Source organism: Pseudomonas poae, from assembly GCF_001439785.1.
Classification (GTDB): Bacteria; Pseudomonadota; Gammaproteobacteria; order Pseudomonadales; family Pseudomonadaceae; genus Aquipseudomonas; species Aquipseudomonas poae.
Genome location: NZ_JYLI01000002.1, coordinates 310,053 through 327,564 on the forward strand (window position 1 = coordinate 310,053; position 17,512 = coordinate 327,564).

The window sequence follows — 17,512 nt, forward strand, 5'->3', positions numbered from 1 at the left end:
CATGGCTTTCGAAGCAATGTTCGCGCCGATTCAGATCGGCAAACTGACCATCCGCAACCGCGTGCTCAGTACCGCCCACGCCGAGGTGTATGCCACCGACGGCGGCATGACCACTGACCGCTATGTGAAGTATTACGAAGAGAAAGCCAAGGGCGGTATCGGCCTGGCAATCTGCGGCGGCTCCTCGGTAGTGGCCATCGACAGCCCGCAGGAATGGTGGAGCTCGGTGAACCTGTCCACCGACCGCATCATCCCGCACTTCCAGAACCTGGCCGACGCCATGCACAAGCATGGCGCCAAGATCATGATCCAGATTACCCACATGGGCCGTCGCTCGCGCTGGGACGGTTTCAACTGGCCGACCCTGATGTCGCCGTCCGGCGTGCGCGAGCCAGTGCACCGCGCCACCTGCAAGACCATCGAGCCGGAAGAAATCTGGCGCGTGATCGGTAATTACGCCCAGGCCGCGCGCCGTGCCAAGGCCGGTGGCCTGGACGGGGTGGAACTGTCTGCCGTGCACCAGCACATGATCGACCAGTTCTGGAGCCCGCGCGTCAACAAGCGCACCGATGAATGGGGCGGCACTTTTGAAGGCCGCATGAAGTTCGGACTGGAAGTGCTCAAGGCCGTGCGCGCCGAAGTGGGCGACGACTTCTGCGTGGGCATGCGCCTGTGCGGCGACGAGTTCCACCCGGACGGCCTGTCCCACGAAGACATGAAGCAGATCGCCAAGTATTACGACGACACCGGCATGCTCGATTTCATCGGCGTGGTGGGCTCGGGATGCGATACCCACAACACCCTGGCCAACGTGATCCCCAACATGAGCTACCCGCCGGAGCCATTCCTGCACCTGGCGGCCGGCATCAAGGAAGTGGTCAAGGTTCCGGTGCTGCACGCACAGAACATCAAGGACCCTAACCAGGCCACGCGCATCCTCGAAGGCGGCTACGTGGACATGGTCGGCATGACCCGTGCACACATCGCCGACCCGCACCTGATCGCCAAGATCAAGATGGGCCAGATCGACCAGATCAAGCAGTGCGTGGGCGCCAACTATTGCATCGACCGCCAGTACCAGGGGCTGGACGTGCTGTGCATCCAGAACGCCGCCACCTCCCGTGAATACATGGGCGTGCCGCACATCATCGAAAAATCCACCGGGCCCAAGCGCAAAGTCGTGGTAGTGGGTGCCGGCCCTGCCGGGATGGAAGCCGCGCGCGTGGCGGCCGAACGTGGCCACGACGTGACTCTGTTCGAGAAGAAGGAATTCATCGGCGGGCAGATCACCACCGCGTCCAAAGCGCCGCAGCGTGACCAGATTGCCGGTATCACCCGCTGGTTCCAGCTGGAGCTGGCGCGCTTGAAAGTCGACCTGCGCCTGGGCGTGGCCGCCGACGCCGACACCATTCTCGACCTGCGCCCTGACGTGGTAGTGCTGGCGGTGGGCGGGCATCCGTTTATCGAGCAGAACGAACACTGGGGCGCCGCCGAAGGCCTGGTGGTGAGCAGCTGGGACGTACTCGACGGCAAGGTAGCGCCGGGCAAGAACGTGCTGGTCTACGACACCATCTGTGAATTCACCGGCATGTCGGTGGCGGACTTTTTGGCCGACAAGGGCTGCCAGGTGGAGATCGTCACCGACGACATCAAGCCGGGCGTAGCGATTGGCGGCACGTCATTCCCCACCTACTACCGCAGCATGTACCCCAAAGAAGTGATCATGACCGGCGACATGATGCTGGAAAAGGTCTACCGCGAGGGCGACAAGCTGGTGGCAGTGCTGGAGAACGAATACACCGGCGCCAAAGAGGAGCGGGTGGTGGACCAGGTGGTGGTGGAGAACGGTGTGCGTCCGGACGAAGCCATTTACTACGGGCTCAAGGAAGGATCGCGCAACAAGGGCCAGATCGACGTCGAAGCCTTGTTTGCGATCAAGCCGCAGCCTTGCTTGAGCGAAGCGGGCGAGGGGTACTTGCTGTTCCGCATCGGTGACTGTGTGGCGCAGCGAAATACCCATGCCGCCATCTATGACGCCCTGCGCTTGTGCAAGGATTTCTGATCCAACACTGAACCAATGTGGAAACCGGTCAATGTGGGAGCCGGGCTTGCCCGCGATGCAGGCGACTCGGTGTTGAGTGATACCGAGGCGATGCCATCGCAGGCAAGCCAGCTCCCACATTAAACCGGTTTCCATGCAAGTCCCGTGTGGTCTTTGGGAGCTTCACCATGTTGAACACCCTTCTTCCCATCCTGCTTTTCGCCGCCCTGGGCCTTGCCGTCCTCGGCGCCCTGCGCCGGGCAAACATGTGGCGCCGTGGCCGCGCATCCAAGGTCGACCTGCTCGGCGGCCTGCTGGCCATGCCCAAGCGCTACATGGTCGACCTGCACCACGTGGTCGCCCGCGACAAATACATCGCCAACACCCACGTCGCCACGGCGCTGGGCTTTGTGCTGTCGGCGCTGCTGGCGATCGTGGTGCACGGGTTTGGCCTGCAAAATCGCATTCTCGGCTACGCCTTACTGCTGGCCTCGACCTTGATGTTTGTCGGCGCCATCTTTATGTACCTGCGTCGCCGCAACCCGCCTGCACGCCTGTCGAAAGGCCCGTGGATGCGCCTGCCAAAAAGCCTGCTGGCGTTCTCGGTGAGTTTTTTCCTCGTCACCTTGCCGGTGGCCGGGATTCTGCCCGCCGACTTCGGCGGCTGGCTGCTGGCCGCGCTGCTGAGTGTGGGCGTGGCGTGGGGCGTGTCCGAGATGTTCTTCGGCATGACTTGGGGCGGCCCGATGAAACACGCCTTCGCCGGTGCCCTGCACCTGGCCTGGCACCGCCGCGCCGAACGCTTTGGCGGCGGGCGCTCCACCGGCTTGAAGCCACTGGACCTGACGGACAAAAGCGTGCCCCTGGGCGTGGAAAAGCCCAAGGATTTCACCTGGAACCAACTGCTCGGTTTCGACGCCTGCGTGCAGTGCGGCAAGTGCGAAGCGGCGTGCCCGGCCTTTGCCGCCGGCCAACCGCTGAACCCGAAAAAGCTGATCCAGGACATGGTGGTCGGCCTGGCGGGTGGCACCGATGCAAAATTCGCCGGCAGCCCCTATCCAGGCAAACCGGTGGGCGAACACAGCGGCAACCCCCATCAACCCATCGTCAACGGCCTGGTGGACGCCGAGACCCTGTGGTCGTGCACCACCTGCCGCGCCTGCGTGGAAGAGTGCCCGATGATGATCGAGCACGTGGATGCCATCGTCGACATGCGCCGCCACCTCACCCTGGAAAAGGGCGCCACGCCGAACAAGGGCGCTGAAGTACTCGAAAACCTGATCGCCACCGACAACCCCGGTGGTTTCGCCCCAGGCGGTCGCCTCAACTGGGCGGCGGACCTGAACCTGCCGCTGCTCAGCGAAAAGGCCAGCTGCGATGTGCTGTTCTGGGTCGGCGACGGCGCCTTCGACATGCGCAACCAGCGCACCCTGCGTGCCTTCGTCAAAGTGCTGAAGGCCGCCAAGGTGGACTTCGCCGTGCTCGGCCTGGAAGAACGCGACAGCGGCGACGTGGCTCGACGCCTGGGCGACGAAGCGACCTTCCAGTTGCTGGCGACACGCAATATCCAGACGCTGGAAAAGTACTGCTTCAAGCGCATCGTCACCTGCGACCCGCACAGTTTCCAAGTACTCAAAAACGAATACGGCGCCTTCAATGGCAACTATCAGGTGCAGCATCACAGCACCTTCATGGCCGAACTGATCGACGCGGGCGCACTTAACCTGGGCCAGCACAAGGGCAACAGCGTGACTTACCACGACCCTTGCTACCTGGGCCGCTATAACGGCGAGTACGAGGCGCCGCGTCAGGTGCTGCGTGCGCTGGGCATCGAGGTCAAGGAGATGCAACGCTCGGGCTTTCGCTCACGCTGTTGCGGCGGCGGTGGCGGTGCGCCGATCACTGACATTCCCGGCAAGCAACGGATCCCGGACATGCGCATGGACGACATTCGCGAGACCGGCGCCGAACTGGTCGCCGTGGGCTGCCCGCAATGCACGGCGATGCTTGAAGGCGTGGTCGAACCGCGGCCGCTGATCAAGGACATCGCCGAATTGGTGGCTGACGCGTTGCTGGAAGACGCGGCACCGACCAAAGCCCCTTTAAAACGTGAACCTGCGGAGGTGCATTGATGAGCGACATTATCCGCCGCGACCCACGGGCCGAATGGATCGCCCGCAACCGCCTGCATCCCTTGCACGCGGCCATGCAGCCTGCGCAGCAGAGTTGGATGGGCCCGAACGGCGTCATGCGCAAGAACGTGCATGGCGTGGGCTTTATTGGCCCCAACGGCATCAAGCGCATCGACCGCAGCGGCGCCCAGCAGGGCGGCGCGGCCAAGCGGACGGCGGCAGTGGACGTGCAGTTGCCGTTGCACCGGATTGCCGAGCCTGCGTTTTACATCAACGTGGTGCCAGACATGGTCGGCGGCCGCCTGAGCAGTCACGACCGCGACTTGCTCGGCCTGGCGCGGCAACTGGCCGGCCACGACGGCGCGGTGCTGGCCGTGGTGTTTGGCGAGCACAAGGAAAGCGCCTTCGCCACGGCTGGCGTCGACCGCCTGCTGGTGCTGGACGGTTCCGAATTCGACGGTTATTCACCGGAGCAACGGGTGCAGGGCCTGCGTGCTGTGGATAACCAGTTCAACCCACGTCACTGGTTGCTGCCCGACAGCCGTAGCGGCGGCGGTGAGCTGGGCCGACGCTTTGCCGCCAGCCTCAAGGAGCGTCCGGCCACGCGTGTGTGGCAGGTCAAGGACGAACAGTGCATCGGCCGTGCCGGCGCGGGCCAGCAGGATGTGGCGCGACCGGTGCCGCGCCTGATTCTCGCCGCTGTGGAATGCGCTGAACCGGTCAGCGACACACGGCATGAAGTGTTACCCGTGGAGTTATCCACAACCCTGGCGCGCAGCCTGCCACGTATCGAAGATTTGGGCGCGGTGGCGGTGGATCCGGCGGCGATTCCCATGGCCGAAGCCGAATTCATTTTCTCCGGCGGCAATGGGGTCAAGGACTGGGCGCTGTTTCACCAGACCGCCGCCGCACTCGGCGCCACCGAAGGCGCATCCCGAGTGGCGGTGGACGATGGCTTCATGGCGCGGGATCGCCAGGTCGGCGCCAGCGGCACCTGGGTCACGGCGCGGGTGTATGTGGCCGTGGGTATTTCCGGGGCGATCCAGCATCTGCAGGGCATCGGTGCCTGCGACAAGGTGGTGGCGATCAACCTCGATCCGGGTTGCGACATGATCAAGCGGGCCGACCTGTCAGTGATCGGCGAAAGCGCCGCGATTCTGCAAGCCTTGATCGTTGCGGTCGACACCTACCGCAATGGCGCCAAGCGCGATGCAGCTTAAGGATATGGCCATGACGACCAATGTAATCAGCCTGGTGTCCATCGGCGCCCACCCCACCTCAGGGCGCGCGCGCCGCGCCGAGCAGGACGCCCGCGCCGTCGAACTGGGCCTGCAACTGGCTGGGGATAAGTTGCAGGTGCTGCACGCCGGCAATATTCAGGAACCGACCTTGCGCAGCTACCTGGGCATGGGGTTGCCGCAGTTGCACGTGTTGGAGCAGCCGGCCGGCGCCGATGCGCTGCCGGTGCTCAGTGATTATTTACGCGATGCCGGCGCCCAGGTGGTGCTTACCGGCAGCCAGGCGGAGACCGGCGAAGGCTCGGGGATGCTGCCGTTCCTGCTGGCCGAGCAATTGGGCTGGCCGCTGATTGTGGGCCTCGCGCAGGTTGAGTCCATCGACGGCGGTGTGGCCCATGTGCTGCAAGCCTTGCCCCGTGGCCAGCGGCGCCGCTTGAAAGTGCGCCTGCCGTTTCTGGCGACTGTGGATAACGCGGCGCCCAAGCCACGGCAAAGCGCTTACGGCCCGGCGCAGCGCGGCGAGCTGGCGGCCCATGAGGTTGAAATCGAAGAAGACGAGTTATTCACAGGCGCGGTGCTGCAACCGGCCAAGCCACGGCCCAAGCGCCTCAAGGTGATCAAGGCCAAGAGCGGCGCGGACCGTATGAAGGCGGCGACGGCCAAGGCCAGTGGGGGCGGTGGGCAAGTGCTCAAGGGCCTCAGCCCTGAGGCCGGCGCCGAAGCCATCCTCAAGCTGCTCATAGAAGAAGGCGTTGTACGCTAAACACAATGTGGGAGGGGCGGTGCGACGATTCGACTTGCCCCCTCCCACAGTGTTTTTTGGTGTGTCCGGTTTACCCACAATGCCTGTTAGCCTGCGTGTGGATAAGATGTTTGCTGTCCGCTGCAAGCTACGTAAATAAAGGCGTGTAGCGTTATGTTTAAAAAATGATCAATGCTGGCTTTTCCCCTCCAAATCCCGCTGAAACCCTCGGTTTTACTCACCCGCACGCGCTTTTCCACAGACACCCCAAAGTTGCCCCCAAAGTCTGTTGGCGCTTCTGTGGATAAGGTGTTTGCGTTCCTCTGCACCCCATATAAACCGTGGCTTGCAGGCTTTAGATCAAAAAACAACCAATAGCGGATAAAACCTCTGACTTTGAATAAGTCACGGATTTTCTTGAGTTTATTTCAGAGAAAAACACCAGTTGCCCACAATTGCTGTGGGTGGCTCTGTGGATAAGTTGTTGGGCAATGGCTGGAGGGCAGGGCAGGTGGGGGTTGTCAGGGTTCTGGTTGTTTTTTGTACAGCGCAGAACCCAGACAGTTAAAGCGTTACTCGTGTGCCGCCACACCCTTGAGATAAGGTGCTGGCGCCGCGCCGAGGTTGTTCAGCAGCCGCTCGCTGTACCAATCCACGAAGTTCACCACACCAAACTCATAGGTCTGGGAGTACGGGCCTGGCTGGTAGGCCGTGGAGTTGATGCCGCGCTGGTTCTCTTCGGCCAGGCGACGGTCCTGGTCGTTGGTGGCATCCCACACTTGGCGCATGCGGTCGACGTCGTAGTCCACACCTTCCACGGCATCCTTGTGCACGATCCACTTGGTGGTGACCATGGTTTCCTGGGCGCTGATCGGCCACACGGTGAACACGATGATGTGGTCGCCCATGCAGTGGTTCCAGGAGTGTGGCAAGTGCAGGATGCGCATCGAGCCCAGGTCCGGGTTCTTGATGCGGCCCATCAGCTTGGCGCAGCCCTGTTTGCCGTCGAGGGTCATCGACACGGTGCCCTTGAGCAGCGGCATGCGCACGATACGGTTGCGCAGGCCGAAGCTGGCGTGGGCATAGGGGATTTTCTCGGCGTCCCAGGCGGCGGCCGAGGCGGCGACGTGGTCCTTGAACGCCTGGTCGGCCCGTGGGTCGGTGACGTCGTCCCATTCCAGCAGGGTTTTCAGCAGTTCCGGGTGCGACGCGTTGCAGTGATAGCACTCGCGGTTGTTTTCCAGTACCAGCTTCCAGTTGGCTTTTTCGAACAAGGTGGTCTGGATCGCCACCTTGGTGTTTTCCATGTCGTAGGGTTCCATGTAGTGGTTCAGCGTCGACAGGAAGTCATCGATGGCCGGCGGGTTTTCAGCCAGGCTGATGAAGATGTAGCCGCCGGCGGTCTTCACGTTCACCGGCTTCAAACCGTACTGCTTCATGTCGAAATCGGCGCCCATCTCGGTGCCGGCGAACAGCAGACGGCCATCGAGCTCATAAGTCCACTGGTGGTAGTGGCACACCAACTTGGCGACCTTGCCCTTGTCGCTGGTGCACAGACGCGAGCCACGGTGACGGCACACGTTGTGGAACGCATGCACCACGCCTTCGGCGCCACGGATCACGATGATCGGGTTCTTGCCGATCTGCAGGGTCAAGTAGTTGCCCTTGGCGGGGATTTCGCAGGTCATGCCGGCGATCAACCACTCTTTCTGGAAGATCTCCTGCATGTCGATATCAAACAACCGCTCATCAGAGTAAAACGGCTGCGGCAGGGAAAAGGTGCGCTCACGCTCGTGCAGCATTTGCGCGGTGGCCTTGCGTGCGGGTTCCAGCGGATCGCCCAAGCTTAAGGTTGCGGTGACGTCCATCGTGTGTGTCCTCAAGGCCATTCTGTGTGGCCGGTGAAAGTGGCTACGGTTGTTGCAAGGCAAGGCGTAAAGAAAGTGTCTTGTTGGGCGTGAGTGTGGGGCCGGCGTTGCGGCGAACCTTATCCATGGGCGACATGGCCCAATCTGATCCCGACGCGCAACCCCCTGTCGTTGGGGGCTGGTCGCCGTAAGTATGTGAATGTCGCAGATAGGTAAGTGGGTGGTTCCGGCGTTACGCAGAATCGCCACCATCAGGCCGACCTACGGCTACGGAGAATAAGCATGTCCAACAATTTCCTGAATCCGGTAACGACCCAGACCTGGGCCAATGGTCGGCACATCGTCCGTTGCGTCAAAGTCATCCAGGAAACCTGGGACGTGCGCACCTTCTGCTTCATGGCCGACCAGCCGATTCTGTTCTTTTTCAAGCCGGGGCAGTTCGTCACCCTGGAGCTGGAAATCGAAGGCCAGCCGATCATGCGCTCCTACACCATCTCCAGTTCGCCGTCGGTGCCCTACAGTTTTTCGGTGACCATCAAGCGCGTGCCGGGCGGCCGGGTGTCCAACTGGCTGCACGACACTCTGCATGAAGGGCAGGAGCTGGCGGTGCACGGACCGGTCGGGCTGTTCAACGCCATCGACTTTCCCAGCCCCAAAGTACTGTACCTGAGCGGTGGTGTCGGCATCACGCCGGTGATGTCCATGGCGCGCTGGTTCTACGACACCAATGCCAATGTGGACATGACTTTCGTCCACAGCGCGCGCTCGCCCAAAGACATCATCTACCACCGCGAGCTGGAGCACATGGCGTCGCGGATCGACAACTTCAGCCTGCACCTGATCTGCGAGAAGCATGGGCTGGGCGAACCGTGGGCGGGTTATCGCGGCTACCTGAACCACAAGATGCTCGAGTTGATGGTGCCGGACTTCCTCGAGCGTGAAGTGTTCTGTTGCGGCCCAACGCCGTACATGAGCGCGGTGAAGCGCCTGCTGGAAGCGGCCGGGTTCGACATGACGCGGTATCACGAAGAATCGTTCGGCGCCACGCCGCCGGAAGCCCGCGCCGACGCGGTCGAGCAAGCCGAACAAGCCGCCGACGCGCCGGAAGTCGATCTGGCAGACCTGCATCAGGTGGAATTCATCGCTTCGGGCAAGAGCATCCGCGTCGCTCCCGGCGAAACCGTGCATGCAGCAGCAGCCAAGCTGGGCCTGCTGATTCCGAAGGCCTGCGGCATGGGCATCTGCGGCACGTGCAAAGTGATGAAGCTGGGCGGGGAGGTAGAGATGGAGCACAACGGCGGCATCACCGAAGAAGACGAAGCCGAGGGTTACATCCTGTCGTGCTGCAGCGTGCCTAAAGGGGATGTGCGGATCGAGTTCTGATCGCCCAGATACACAGTGTTCAAATGTGGGAGGGGGCTTGCCCCCGATGGCAGTGGAACACTCACTGATGCATTGACTGAAAGACTGCTATCGGGGGCAAGCCCCCTCCCACATTGGTTCTCAGGCGTTCATGACTTCGCGTATGTCTGCAGCCAATTCACGCACACGCTCTTCCTCGGTATCCCACGCACACATGAACCGCGCGCCACCTTTGCCGATGAAGGTGTAGAACCGCCAGCCCTTGGCCGTCAGCGCCGTAATCGCCGGTTCCGAGAGTTGCAGGAACACGCCGTTGGCCTGCACCGGGAACATCAACTCCACGCCGGGAATATCCGCCACCAGGCTGCTCAGCAGCTGTGCGCAGTGGTTGGCGTGACGGGCGTGCTTGAGCCACGCGTCGTTTTCCAGCAAGCCCACCCAGGGCGCGGAGAGAAAGCGCATTTTCGACGCCAGCTGGCCCGCCTGTTTGCAGCGGTAGTCGAAGTCTTCGGCCAGTGCGTGGTTGAAGAACAGGATCGCCTCACCCACCGCCATGCCGTTCTTGGTGCCGCCAAAGCACAGCACGTCCACCCCGGCTTTCCAGGTCAGGTCGGCCGGTGAGCAGCCGAGGAAGGCGCAGGCGTTGGCGAAGCGTGCGCCGTCCATGTGCAGGTTCAGGCCCAGTTCCTTGCAAGTGGCGCTGATGGCACGGATTTCGTCGGGTGTGTACACGCTGCCCACTTCAGTGGCTTGTGTGAGCGTGACCACGCGCGGCTTGGGGTAGTGAATGTCCTGGCGCTTGAGGGCGATCTCGCGGATCGCGTCCGGGGTCAGCTTGCCGTTTTCGGTACGCGCGGTGAGCAGCTTGGAGCCGTTGGAGAAAAACTCCGGCGCGCCGCATTCGTCGGTTTCGACGTGGGCGGTTTCCGAACAAATCACGCTATGGTAGCTCTGGCACAAGGACGACAGCGCCAGCGAGTTGGCGGCGGTGCCGTTGAAGGCAAAGAACACTTCGCAGTCGGTTTCGAACAGGTTGCGGAAACCGTCGGCGGCGCGATGGGTCCATTCATCATCACCGTAGGCGCGCTGATGGCCCTGGTTGGCTTGTTCCATGGCGGCCCAGGCTTCCGGGCAGATGCCGGAATAGTTGTCACTGGCAAATTGTTGGCTCTTGTCGGTCATGGCCCGTTCCTGTGGTCGATGTTGGTGCGCACTTTACCCAACATCGGCCGGGGTGCGCACGCGCTGTAAATGCAAAGTCACTGGGGAATTATGCACGGTACTCACACTACGCCTGTCGGACGCGTCCGTGATGGCAGTCTGGATCTGCTCAAGTGGCTGGCGCTGCTGAGCATGGTACTCGACCACCTGCGCTACGTCGGTTTGAGCCTGGATGGGCTGTATGTGCCGGGACGCCTGGCGTTCCCGTGGTTTTGCCTGGCGATTGCGGCTAATTTGCATCGCGTTCGTTACGCACCGGTGACCGGCCATTGGCGCTACTTGGGTTGGTTGCTGCTGTTCAGCGTGATCAGCGAAGTGCCATATCGGCTATTTATCGAGGACGCCGATACGTTGAATGTGCTGCCGACCTTGGCGTTAGGTTTGCTGGCTGCCCGAGGATGGCAGCAAAAGGCGCTTTTTTATCGAGGTTTGGCGCTGATAGCACTCAGTATTGCGGCGGTGTTTTCGACGCATTTGATGTTCGGCTTTTTCGGCGTGTTGCTGCCCTTGGCGATGTTGCTGGTGTTCAGTCGCCCTTGGTATTTCAGTGTGCTTCCAGGCTTGGTTTGTGTTGCTGCCAACCAATGGCAGATTTTGCTTGATAGCGGCACGCCGGTGGCGCTGTTGGGGTTGGCAGCATGCCTGATTGCGCCATTGGTGGGTTTGGTCTTGTTGCGACATGCCAAAAATGTCTCGCCACCAGCGATGCGGCGTTGGGCCTATGCCTTATATCCACTGCATTTCTTGCTGCTGCTACTTATCCGCCAGATCATCGCCTAACCCCTGTGGGAGCTGGCTTGCCTGCGATGCAGACACCTCGGTCTGCCAGTTGCACCGCAGCGATGCCATCGCAGGCAAGCCAGCTCCCACGCAAGCGTTTGCACATTCTTCGGTCCATGTCGTAAACGCACCTTTGCGTGGCGTGCGCAGGCATTTGACCTGCACGCCCCAGCCCTACCATCGCATCAAAGGGCCCTGCACGGGCCTCAACAATACGAAAGGCTGGGAGAGACGCGATGTTCAGCAAACAAGACCAGATCCAGGGATATGACGACGCACTGTTGGCGGCGATGAATGCCGAGGAGCAGCGTCAGGAAGATCATATCGAGCTGATCGCGTCGGAGAACTACACCAGCAAACGTGTGATGCAAGCTCAAGGCAGCGGCCTCACCAACAAATACGCCGAAGGCTACCCGGGCAAGCGCTACTACGGCGGCTGCGAGCATGTGGACAAGGTCGAAGCCCTGGCCATCGAGCGCGCCAAGCAGCTGTTCGGCGCCGATTACGCCAACGTGCAGCCACACTCCGGTTCGTCCGCCAACAGCGCCGTGTACCTGGCGCTGATCAATGCCGGCGACACCATCCTGGGCATGAGCCTGGCCCACGGCGGTCACCTGACCCACGGCGCCAAAGTGTCGTCTTCGGGCAAGCTGTACAACGCGGTGCAGTACGGCATCAACACCGACACCGGCCTGATCGACTACGACGAAGTCGAGCGCCTGGCCGTCGAGTGCCAGCCGAAAATGATCGTGGCCGGTTTCTCGGCCTACTCCAAGACCCTGGATTTCCCGCGCTTTCGTGCCATTGCTGACAAAGTCGGCGCGCTGCTGTTCGTCGACATGGCCCACGTCGCCGGCCTGGTCGCCGCCGGCCTGTATCCAAACCCGCTGCCCTACGCCGACGTGGTCACCACCACCACTCACAAGACCCTGCGCGGTCCACGTGGCGGCTTGATCCTGGCCAAGGCCAACGAAGCCATCGAGAAGAAACTCAACGCCGCCGTATTCCCTGGCGCCCAGGGCGGCCCGCTGATGCACGTGATCGCCGGCAAGGCGGTGTGCTTCAAGGAAGCGGCCGAGCCTGGCTTCAAGGTCTACCAGCAACAAGTGATCGACAACGCCCAGGCCATGGCCGGCGTGTTTATCAAACGCGGTTATGACGTGGTCTCCGGTGGCACCGACAACCACTTGTTCCTGGTCAGCCTGATCCGTCAGGGCCTCACCGGCAAAGACGCCGATGCCGCCCTCGGTCGCGCCCACATCACCGTCAACAAGAACGCCGTGCCGAATGACCCGCAGTCGCCGTTCGTGACCTCGGGCTTGCGCATCGGCACCCCGGCGGTGACCACGCGTGGTTTCAAGGTTGCGCAGTGTGTCGAGTTGGCCGGCTGGATCTGCGACATCCTCGACAACCTCGGCGATGCCGACGTCGAGGCCAACGTGGCCAAGCACGTGTCTGCCCTGTGCGCTGATTTCCCGGTTTATCGCTGAGCGCGGTTTTGGAGTAATGACTATGCAACGCTACTCGGGCTTCGGCCTCTTCAAGCACTCCCTCAGCCATCACGAAAACTGGCAGAAGATGTGGCGTACGCCGACCCCGAAAAAGGTCTACGACGTGATCATCGTCGGCGGTGGCGGGCATGGTCTGGCGACCGCCTACTACCTGGCCAAGGAACACGGCATCACCAACGTGGCCGTGGTCGAAAAAGGCTGGCTGGGCGGCGGTAACACCGCGCGCAACACCACCATCGTGCGTTCCAACTACCTGTGGGACGAGTCGGCGCACCTGTACGAACACGCGATGAAACTGTGGGAAGGCCTGTCCCAGGACCTGAACTACAACGTGATGTTCTCCCAGCGCGGCGTCTACAACCTGTGCCACACCCTGCAAGACATCCGCGATTCCGAGCGCCGCGTCAGCGCCAACCGCCTCAACGGCGTGGACGGCGAGCTGCTCAACGCCAAACAAGTGGCCGACGAGATTCCATACCTCGACTGCTCAAAAAACACCCGCTACCCGGTGCTGGGCGCCACCGTGCAACGGCGCGGCGGCGTGGCCCGTCACGATGCCGTGGCGTGGGGCTTTGCCCGTGCGGCTGACGCACTCGGCGTGGACTTGATCCAGCAGACCGAAGTGATCGGCTTTCGCAAGGAAAACGGTGTGTGCATCGGCGTGGAAACCAACAAGGGCTTTATCGGCGCCAAGCGCGTCGGTGTAGTGACCGCAGGTAATTCCGGGCACATGGCCAAGCTGGCGGGCTTCCGTCTGCCAGTCGAATCCCACCCGCTGCAAGCACTGGTGTCCGAGCCGATCAAGCCGATTATCGACAGCGTGATCATGTCCAACGCCGTGCACGGTTACATCAGCCAGTCCGACAAGGGCGACCTGGTGATCGGCGCCGGTATCGACGGCTACAACGGCTACGGCCAGCGCGGTTCGTACCCGGTGATCGAACACACCATCCAGGCCATCGTCGAGATGTTCCCGGTGCTGTCGCGGGTGCGCATGAACCGCCAGTGGGGCGGCATCGTCGACACCACGCCGGACGCCTGCCCGATCATCTCCAAGACCCCGGTACCGAACATGTTCTTCAACTGCGGTTGGGGCACCGGTGGCTTCAAGGCCACGCCGGGCTCAGGCAACGTGTTTGCCGCGAGCCTCGCCAAGGGTGAAATGCACCCGTTGGCGGCACCGTTTTCCATCGACCGTTTCCACAACGGTGCGTTGATCGACGAACACGGCGCTGCGGCCGTCGCCCACTAACAGGAGAAATTTCCTATGTTGCATATCTTCTGTCCTCACTGTGGCGAACTGCGCTCCGAAGAGGAATTCCACGCGTCCGGCCAGGCGCACATCCCGCGCCCGCTGGACCCGAACGCCTGCACCGATGCCGAGTGGGGCGACTACATGTTCTTCCGCGACAACCCCCGTGGCCTGCACCACGAGTTGTGGATCCACGCCGCCGGTTGCCGTCAGTACTTCAACGCCACCCGCGACACCGTGACCTACGAAATCCTTGAAACCTACAAGATCGGTGAGCAGCCACAATTCACCGCCAAGGCCTCTGGAGAGAAGGTATGAGCCAGATCAATCGCCTGTCCAACGGTGGCCGCATCGACCGCAACAAGGTCCTGACGTTTACCTTCAACGGCCAGAGCTACAAGGGCTTTGAAGGCGACACCCTGGCCGCAGCCCTGCTGGCCAATGGCGTCGACATCATCGGCCGCAGCTTCAAGTATTCGCGCCCTCGCGGCATCTTTGCCGCCGGCGCCGAAGAGCCGAACGCGGTGCTGCAGATCGGCGCCACCGAAGCCACGCAAATCCCTAACGTGCGCGCCACGCAACAGGCGCTGTATCAAGGTTTGGTCGCCACCAGCACCAACGGCTGGCCGAGCGTGAACAACGACATGATGGGCATTCTCGGCAAGGTCGGCGGCAAGCTGATGCCGCCGGGTTTCTACTACAAAACCTTCATGTACCCGCAATCGTTCTGGATGACCTACGAGAAGTACATCCGCAAGGCGGCTGGCCTTGGCCGCTCGCCGACCGAGAACGACCCGGACACCTACGACAACGTCAACCGTCACTGCGACGTGCTGGTCGTGGGCGCAGGCCCTGCCGGCCTGGCCGCTGCACTGGCGGCTGCACGCAGCGGTGCCCGCGTGATCATCGCCGACGAGCAGGAAGAGTTCGGCGGCTCATTGCTCGATTCGCGCGAAAGCCTCGACGGCAAGCCGGCTGCAGAATGGGTCGCCAGCGTCATCGCCGAGCTCAAAGCCCTGCCGGACGTGGTGCTGCTGCCACGCGCCACGGTCAACGGCTACCACGACCATAACTTCCTGACCATTCACGAACGCCTCACCGACCACCTCGGTGACCGTGCGCCGATCGGCGTGGTGCGTCAGCGTATTCACCGTGTACGTGCCAAGCGTGTGGTGCTTGCCACCGGTGCGTGTGAGCGTCCGCTGGTGTACGGCAACAACGATGTGCCGGGCAATATGCTCGCGGGTGCGGTGTCGACCTACGTGCGCCGCTACGGCGTGGCACCGGGCAAGAAACTGGTGCTGTCGACCAACAACGACCACGCCTACCGCGTGGCGCTGGACTGGTTCGACGCCGGCCTCACAGTAGTCGCCGTGGCCGATGCGCGCCACAACCCAGGCGGCGCGCTGGTGGAAGAAGCCCGCGCCAAGGGCATTCGTATCCTCACCGGCAGCGCCGTGATCGAGGCCCGTGGCAGCAAGCACGTCGCCGCTGCCCGCGTGGCCGCGATTGATGTGAAAGCGCACAAAGTCAGCAGCCCCGGCGAATGGCTGGACTGTGATCTGGTCGCCAGCTCCGGTGGCTACAGCCCGGTGGTGCACCTGGCCTCGCACCTGGGCGGCAAGCCGACCTGGCGCGAAGACATCCTCGGTTTCGTGCCGGGCGAAGCACCGCAGAAACGCGTGTGCGTGGGCGGTATCAATGGCGTCTATGGTCTTGGCGATTCGTTGGCCGACGGTTTTGAAGGCGGCGTGCGCGCGGCCAGCGAAGCCGGGTTTGCGCCGGTGGAAGGCACCTTGCCCAAAGCCTTGAGCCGTCTGGAAGAGCCGACTCTGGCGCTGTTCCAGGTGCCCCACGACAAAGCCACTGCACGGGCGCCCAAGCAGTTTGTCGATCTGCAGAACGACGTCACCGCTGCCGCCATCGAACTGGCGACCCGCGAGGGCTTCGAGTCGGTCGAGCACGTCAAACGCTACACCGCGCTGGGCTTCGGCACCGACCAGGGCAAGCTGGGTAACGTCAACGGCCTGGCGATTGCCGCGCGCTCGCTGAACGTGACCATCCCGCAGATGGGCACCACCATGTTCCGCCCCAACTACACGCCGGTCACCTTCGGCGCCATCGCCGGGCGCCACTGTGGGCACATCTTCGAGCCGGTGCGCTACACCGCGCTGCAAGCCTGGCACGTGAAGAACGGCGCCGAGTTTGAAGACGTCGGCCAGTGGAAACGCCCGTGGTACTTCCCGCGCAACGGTGAAGACCTGCACGCGGCGGTAAAGCGTGAATGCCTGGCCGTGCGCGACAGCGTCGGCCTGTTGGACGCGTCTACCCTGGGCAAGATCGACATTCAAGGCCCGGATGCCCGCGAGTTTCTCAACCGCATCTACACCAATGCGTGGACCAAGCTCGACGTGGGCAAGGCGCGCTACGGCCTGATGTGCAAGGAAGACGGCATGGTTTTCGACGACGGCGTGACTGCCTGTCTGGCCGATAACCACTTCCTGATGACCACCACCACCGGCGGCGCGGCCCGCGTTCTTCAGTGGCTGGAAATTTACCAGCAGACCGAATGGCCGGACCTCAAGGTGTACTTCACCTCGGTTACCGACCACTGGGCGACCATGACCTTGTCCGGCCCCAACAGCCGCAAGCTGTTGAGTGAAGTGACCGACATCGACCTGGACAAGGACGGCTTCCCGTTCATGACCTGGAAGGAAGGCCTGGTCGGCGGCGTACCGGCGCGGGTGTTCCGTATCTCGTTTACCGGTGAGCTGTCGTACGAAGTCAACGTGCAGGCCGACTACGCCATGGGCGTGCTGGAAAAAATCGTCGAGGCCGGGAAAAAGTACAACCTGACCCCGTACGGCACCGAGACCATGCACGTACTGCGCGCCGAGAAGGGCTTCATCATCGTCGGCCAGGACACGGATGGCTCGATGACGCCGGACGACCTGAACATGGGCTGGTGCGTAGGGCGCACCAAACCGTTCTCGTGGATCGGCTGGCGCGGCATGAACCGTGAGGACTGCGTGCGTGAAGAGCGCAAGCAACTGGTGGGGCTCAAGCCGATTGATCCGAACGTGTGGCTGCCTGAAGGCGCGCAGCTTGTGCTGGATGCCAAGCAGACGATCCCGATGAAAATGGTCGGCCACGTCACCTCAAGTTATGCACACAACTCCCTGGGTTATTCGTTTGCCATGGGTGTGGTCAAGGGCGGCTTGAAGCGCATCGGCGAGCGGGTGTTCTCGCCGCAGGCGGATGGCAGCGTGATCGAGGCGGAGATTGTGTCTTCGGTGTTCTTTGATCCGAAAGGGGATCGGCAGAACATCTGATAGACCGCGGTGCCTGCATCGCAGGCAAGCCAG

At 62.3% G+C, this 17,512-nt stretch carries 12 protein-coding genes; 10 read left to right on the plus strand and 2 right to left on the minus strand.

Annotated elements, in window-relative coordinates:
• Position 1: 1 nt before the first annotated feature.
• The 4 genes from dgcA (at position 2) to etfB (ending at position 6,174) form a co-directional block, all read left to right on the plus strand.
• Positions 2-2,062 (plus strand): dimethylglycine demethylation protein DgcA, encoded by a 2,061-nt coding sequence (gene dgcA, locus TU75_RS03130; RefSeq protein WP_003234456.1) that lies wholly within the window; start codon positions 2-4, stop codon positions 2,060-2,062.
• A 167-nt stretch (positions 2,063-2,229) separates the two neighbouring features.
• Complete coding sequence (gene dgcB, locus TU75_RS03135) at positions 2,230-4,173, plus strand: dimethylglycine demethylation protein DgcB (RefSeq protein WP_060548173.1); 1,944 nt, start codon at positions 2,230-2,232, stop codon at positions 4,171-4,173.
• On the plus strand, positions 4,173-5,393 hold the full coding sequence (gene etfA, locus TU75_RS03140; protein WP_060548174.1) for an electron transfer flavoprotein subunit alpha: 1,221 nt from the start codon (positions 4,173-4,175) through the stop codon (positions 5,391-5,393). The genes dgcB and etfA overlap by 1 nt, the downstream gene beginning before the upstream one ends.
• Positions 5,394-5,403: 10 nt before the next feature.
• A complete protein-coding gene (etfB, locus tag TU75_RS03145) occupies positions 5,404-6,174 on the plus strand; it encodes an electron transfer flavoprotein subunit beta (RefSeq protein WP_060548175.1) in 771 nt (256 codons plus the stop codon).
• 551 nt (positions 6,175-6,725) lie between these two features.
• Here the strand turns inward: etfB and gbcA are convergent.
• Positions 6,726-8,021 carry a glycine-betaine demethylase subunit GbcA gene (gene gbcA / locus TU75_RS03150; protein WP_015373135.1) on the minus strand — a complete coding sequence of 432 codons (1,296 nt, stop codon included), beginning with the start codon at positions 8,019-8,021 and terminating at the stop codon, positions 6,726-6,728.
• Positions 8,022-8,303: 282 nt separating this feature from the next.
• On the opposite strand from gbcA, the gene gbcB reads away from it, so the two are divergent.
• A complete protein-coding gene (gene gbcB / locus TU75_RS03155) occupies positions 8,304-9,404 on the plus strand; it encodes a glycine-betaine demethylase subunit GbcB (RefSeq protein WP_003234447.1) in 1,101 nt (366 codons plus the stop codon).
• A 120-nt stretch (positions 9,405-9,524) separates the two neighbouring features.
• On the opposite strand, the gene TU75_RS03160 is transcribed toward gbcB, so the two are convergent.
• On the minus strand, positions 9,525-10,565 hold the full coding sequence (locus tag TU75_RS03160) for a threonine aldolase family protein (protein WP_060548176.1): 1,041 nt from the start codon (positions 10,563-10,565) through the stop codon (positions 9,525-9,527).
• 90 nt (positions 10,566-10,655) lie between these two features.
• Here TU75_RS03160 and TU75_RS03165 point away from each other — a divergent pair, with 90 nt between their 5' ends.
• The 5 genes from TU75_RS03165 (at position 10,656) to TU75_RS03185 (ending at position 17,479) form a co-directional block, all read left to right on the plus strand.
• Complete coding sequence (locus TU75_RS03165) at positions 10,656-11,384, plus strand: TraX family protein (RefSeq protein ID WP_060548177.1); 729 nt, start codon at positions 10,656-10,658, stop codon at positions 11,382-11,384.
• A 236-nt stretch (positions 11,385-11,620) separates the two neighbouring features.
• The gene (gene glyA, locus TU75_RS03170) at positions 11,621-12,874 is read left to right on the plus strand and encodes a serine hydroxymethyltransferase (protein ID WP_003234441.1); all 1,254 of its coding nucleotides are present in this window, start codon (positions 11,621-11,623) and stop codon (positions 12,872-12,874) included.
• Between the two features lie 22 nt (positions 12,875-12,896).
• The gene (locus TU75_RS03175; protein ID WP_003234439.1) at positions 12,897-14,147 is read left to right on the plus strand and encodes a sarcosine oxidase subunit beta; all 1,251 of its coding nucleotides are present in this window, start codon (positions 12,897-12,899) and stop codon (positions 14,145-14,147) included.
• A 15-nt stretch (positions 14,148-14,162) separates the two neighbouring features.
• The gene (locus TU75_RS03180) at positions 14,163-14,465 is read left to right on the plus strand and encodes a sarcosine oxidase subunit delta (protein ID WP_003234437.1); all 303 of its coding nucleotides are present in this window, start codon (positions 14,163-14,165) and stop codon (positions 14,463-14,465) included.
• Complete coding sequence (locus tag TU75_RS03185; RefSeq protein ID WP_060548178.1) at positions 14,462-17,479, plus strand: sarcosine oxidase subunit alpha; 3,018 nt, start codon at positions 14,462-14,464, stop codon at positions 17,477-17,479. The genes TU75_RS03180 and TU75_RS03185 overlap by 4 nt, the downstream gene beginning before the upstream one ends.
• Positions 17,480-17,512 lie beyond the last annotated feature (33 nt).

Excerpts from the sequence above, each read along its gene's own strand:
- dgcA (WP_003234456.1), top strand. The coding sequence starts at position 2 with ATGGCTTTCGAAGCAATGTTCGCGCCGATTCAGATCGGCAAACTGACC.
- dgcB (WP_060548173.1), top strand. The coding sequence starts at position 2,230 with ATGTTGAACACCCTTCTTCCCATCCTGCTTTTCGCCGCCCTGGGCCTT.
- etfA (WP_060548174.1), top strand. The coding sequence starts at position 4,173 with ATGAGCGACATTATCCGCCGCGACCCACGGGCCGAATGGATCGCCCGC.
- etfB (WP_060548175.1), top strand. The coding sequence starts at position 5,404 with ATGACGACCAATGTAATCAGCCTGGTGTCCATCGGCGCCCACCCCACC.
- gbcA (WP_015373135.1), bottom strand. The coding sequence starts at position 8,021 with ATGGACGTCACCGCAACCTTAAGCTTGGGCGATCCGCTGGAACCCGCA.
- gbcB (WP_003234447.1), top strand. The coding sequence starts at position 8,304 with ATGTCCAACAATTTCCTGAATCCGGTAACGACCCAGACCTGGGCCAAT.
- TU75_RS03160 (WP_060548176.1), bottom strand. The coding sequence starts at position 10,565 with ATGACCGACAAGAGCCAACAATTTGCCAGTGACAACTATTCCGGCATC.
- TU75_RS03165 (WP_060548177.1), top strand. The coding sequence starts at position 10,656 with ATGCACGGTACTCACACTACGCCTGTCGGACGCGTCCGTGATGGCAGT.
- glyA (WP_003234441.1), top strand. The coding sequence starts at position 11,621 with ATGTTCAGCAAACAAGACCAGATCCAGGGATATGACGACGCACTGTTG.
- TU75_RS03175 (WP_003234439.1), top strand. The coding sequence starts at position 12,897 with ATGCAACGCTACTCGGGCTTCGGCCTCTTCAAGCACTCCCTCAGCCAT.
- TU75_RS03180 (WP_003234437.1), top strand. The coding sequence starts at position 14,163 with ATGTTGCATATCTTCTGTCCTCACTGTGGCGAACTGCGCTCCGAAGAG.
- TU75_RS03185 (WP_060548178.1), top strand. The coding sequence starts at position 14,462 with ATGAGCCAGATCAATCGCCTGTCCAACGGTGGCCGCATCGACCGCAAC.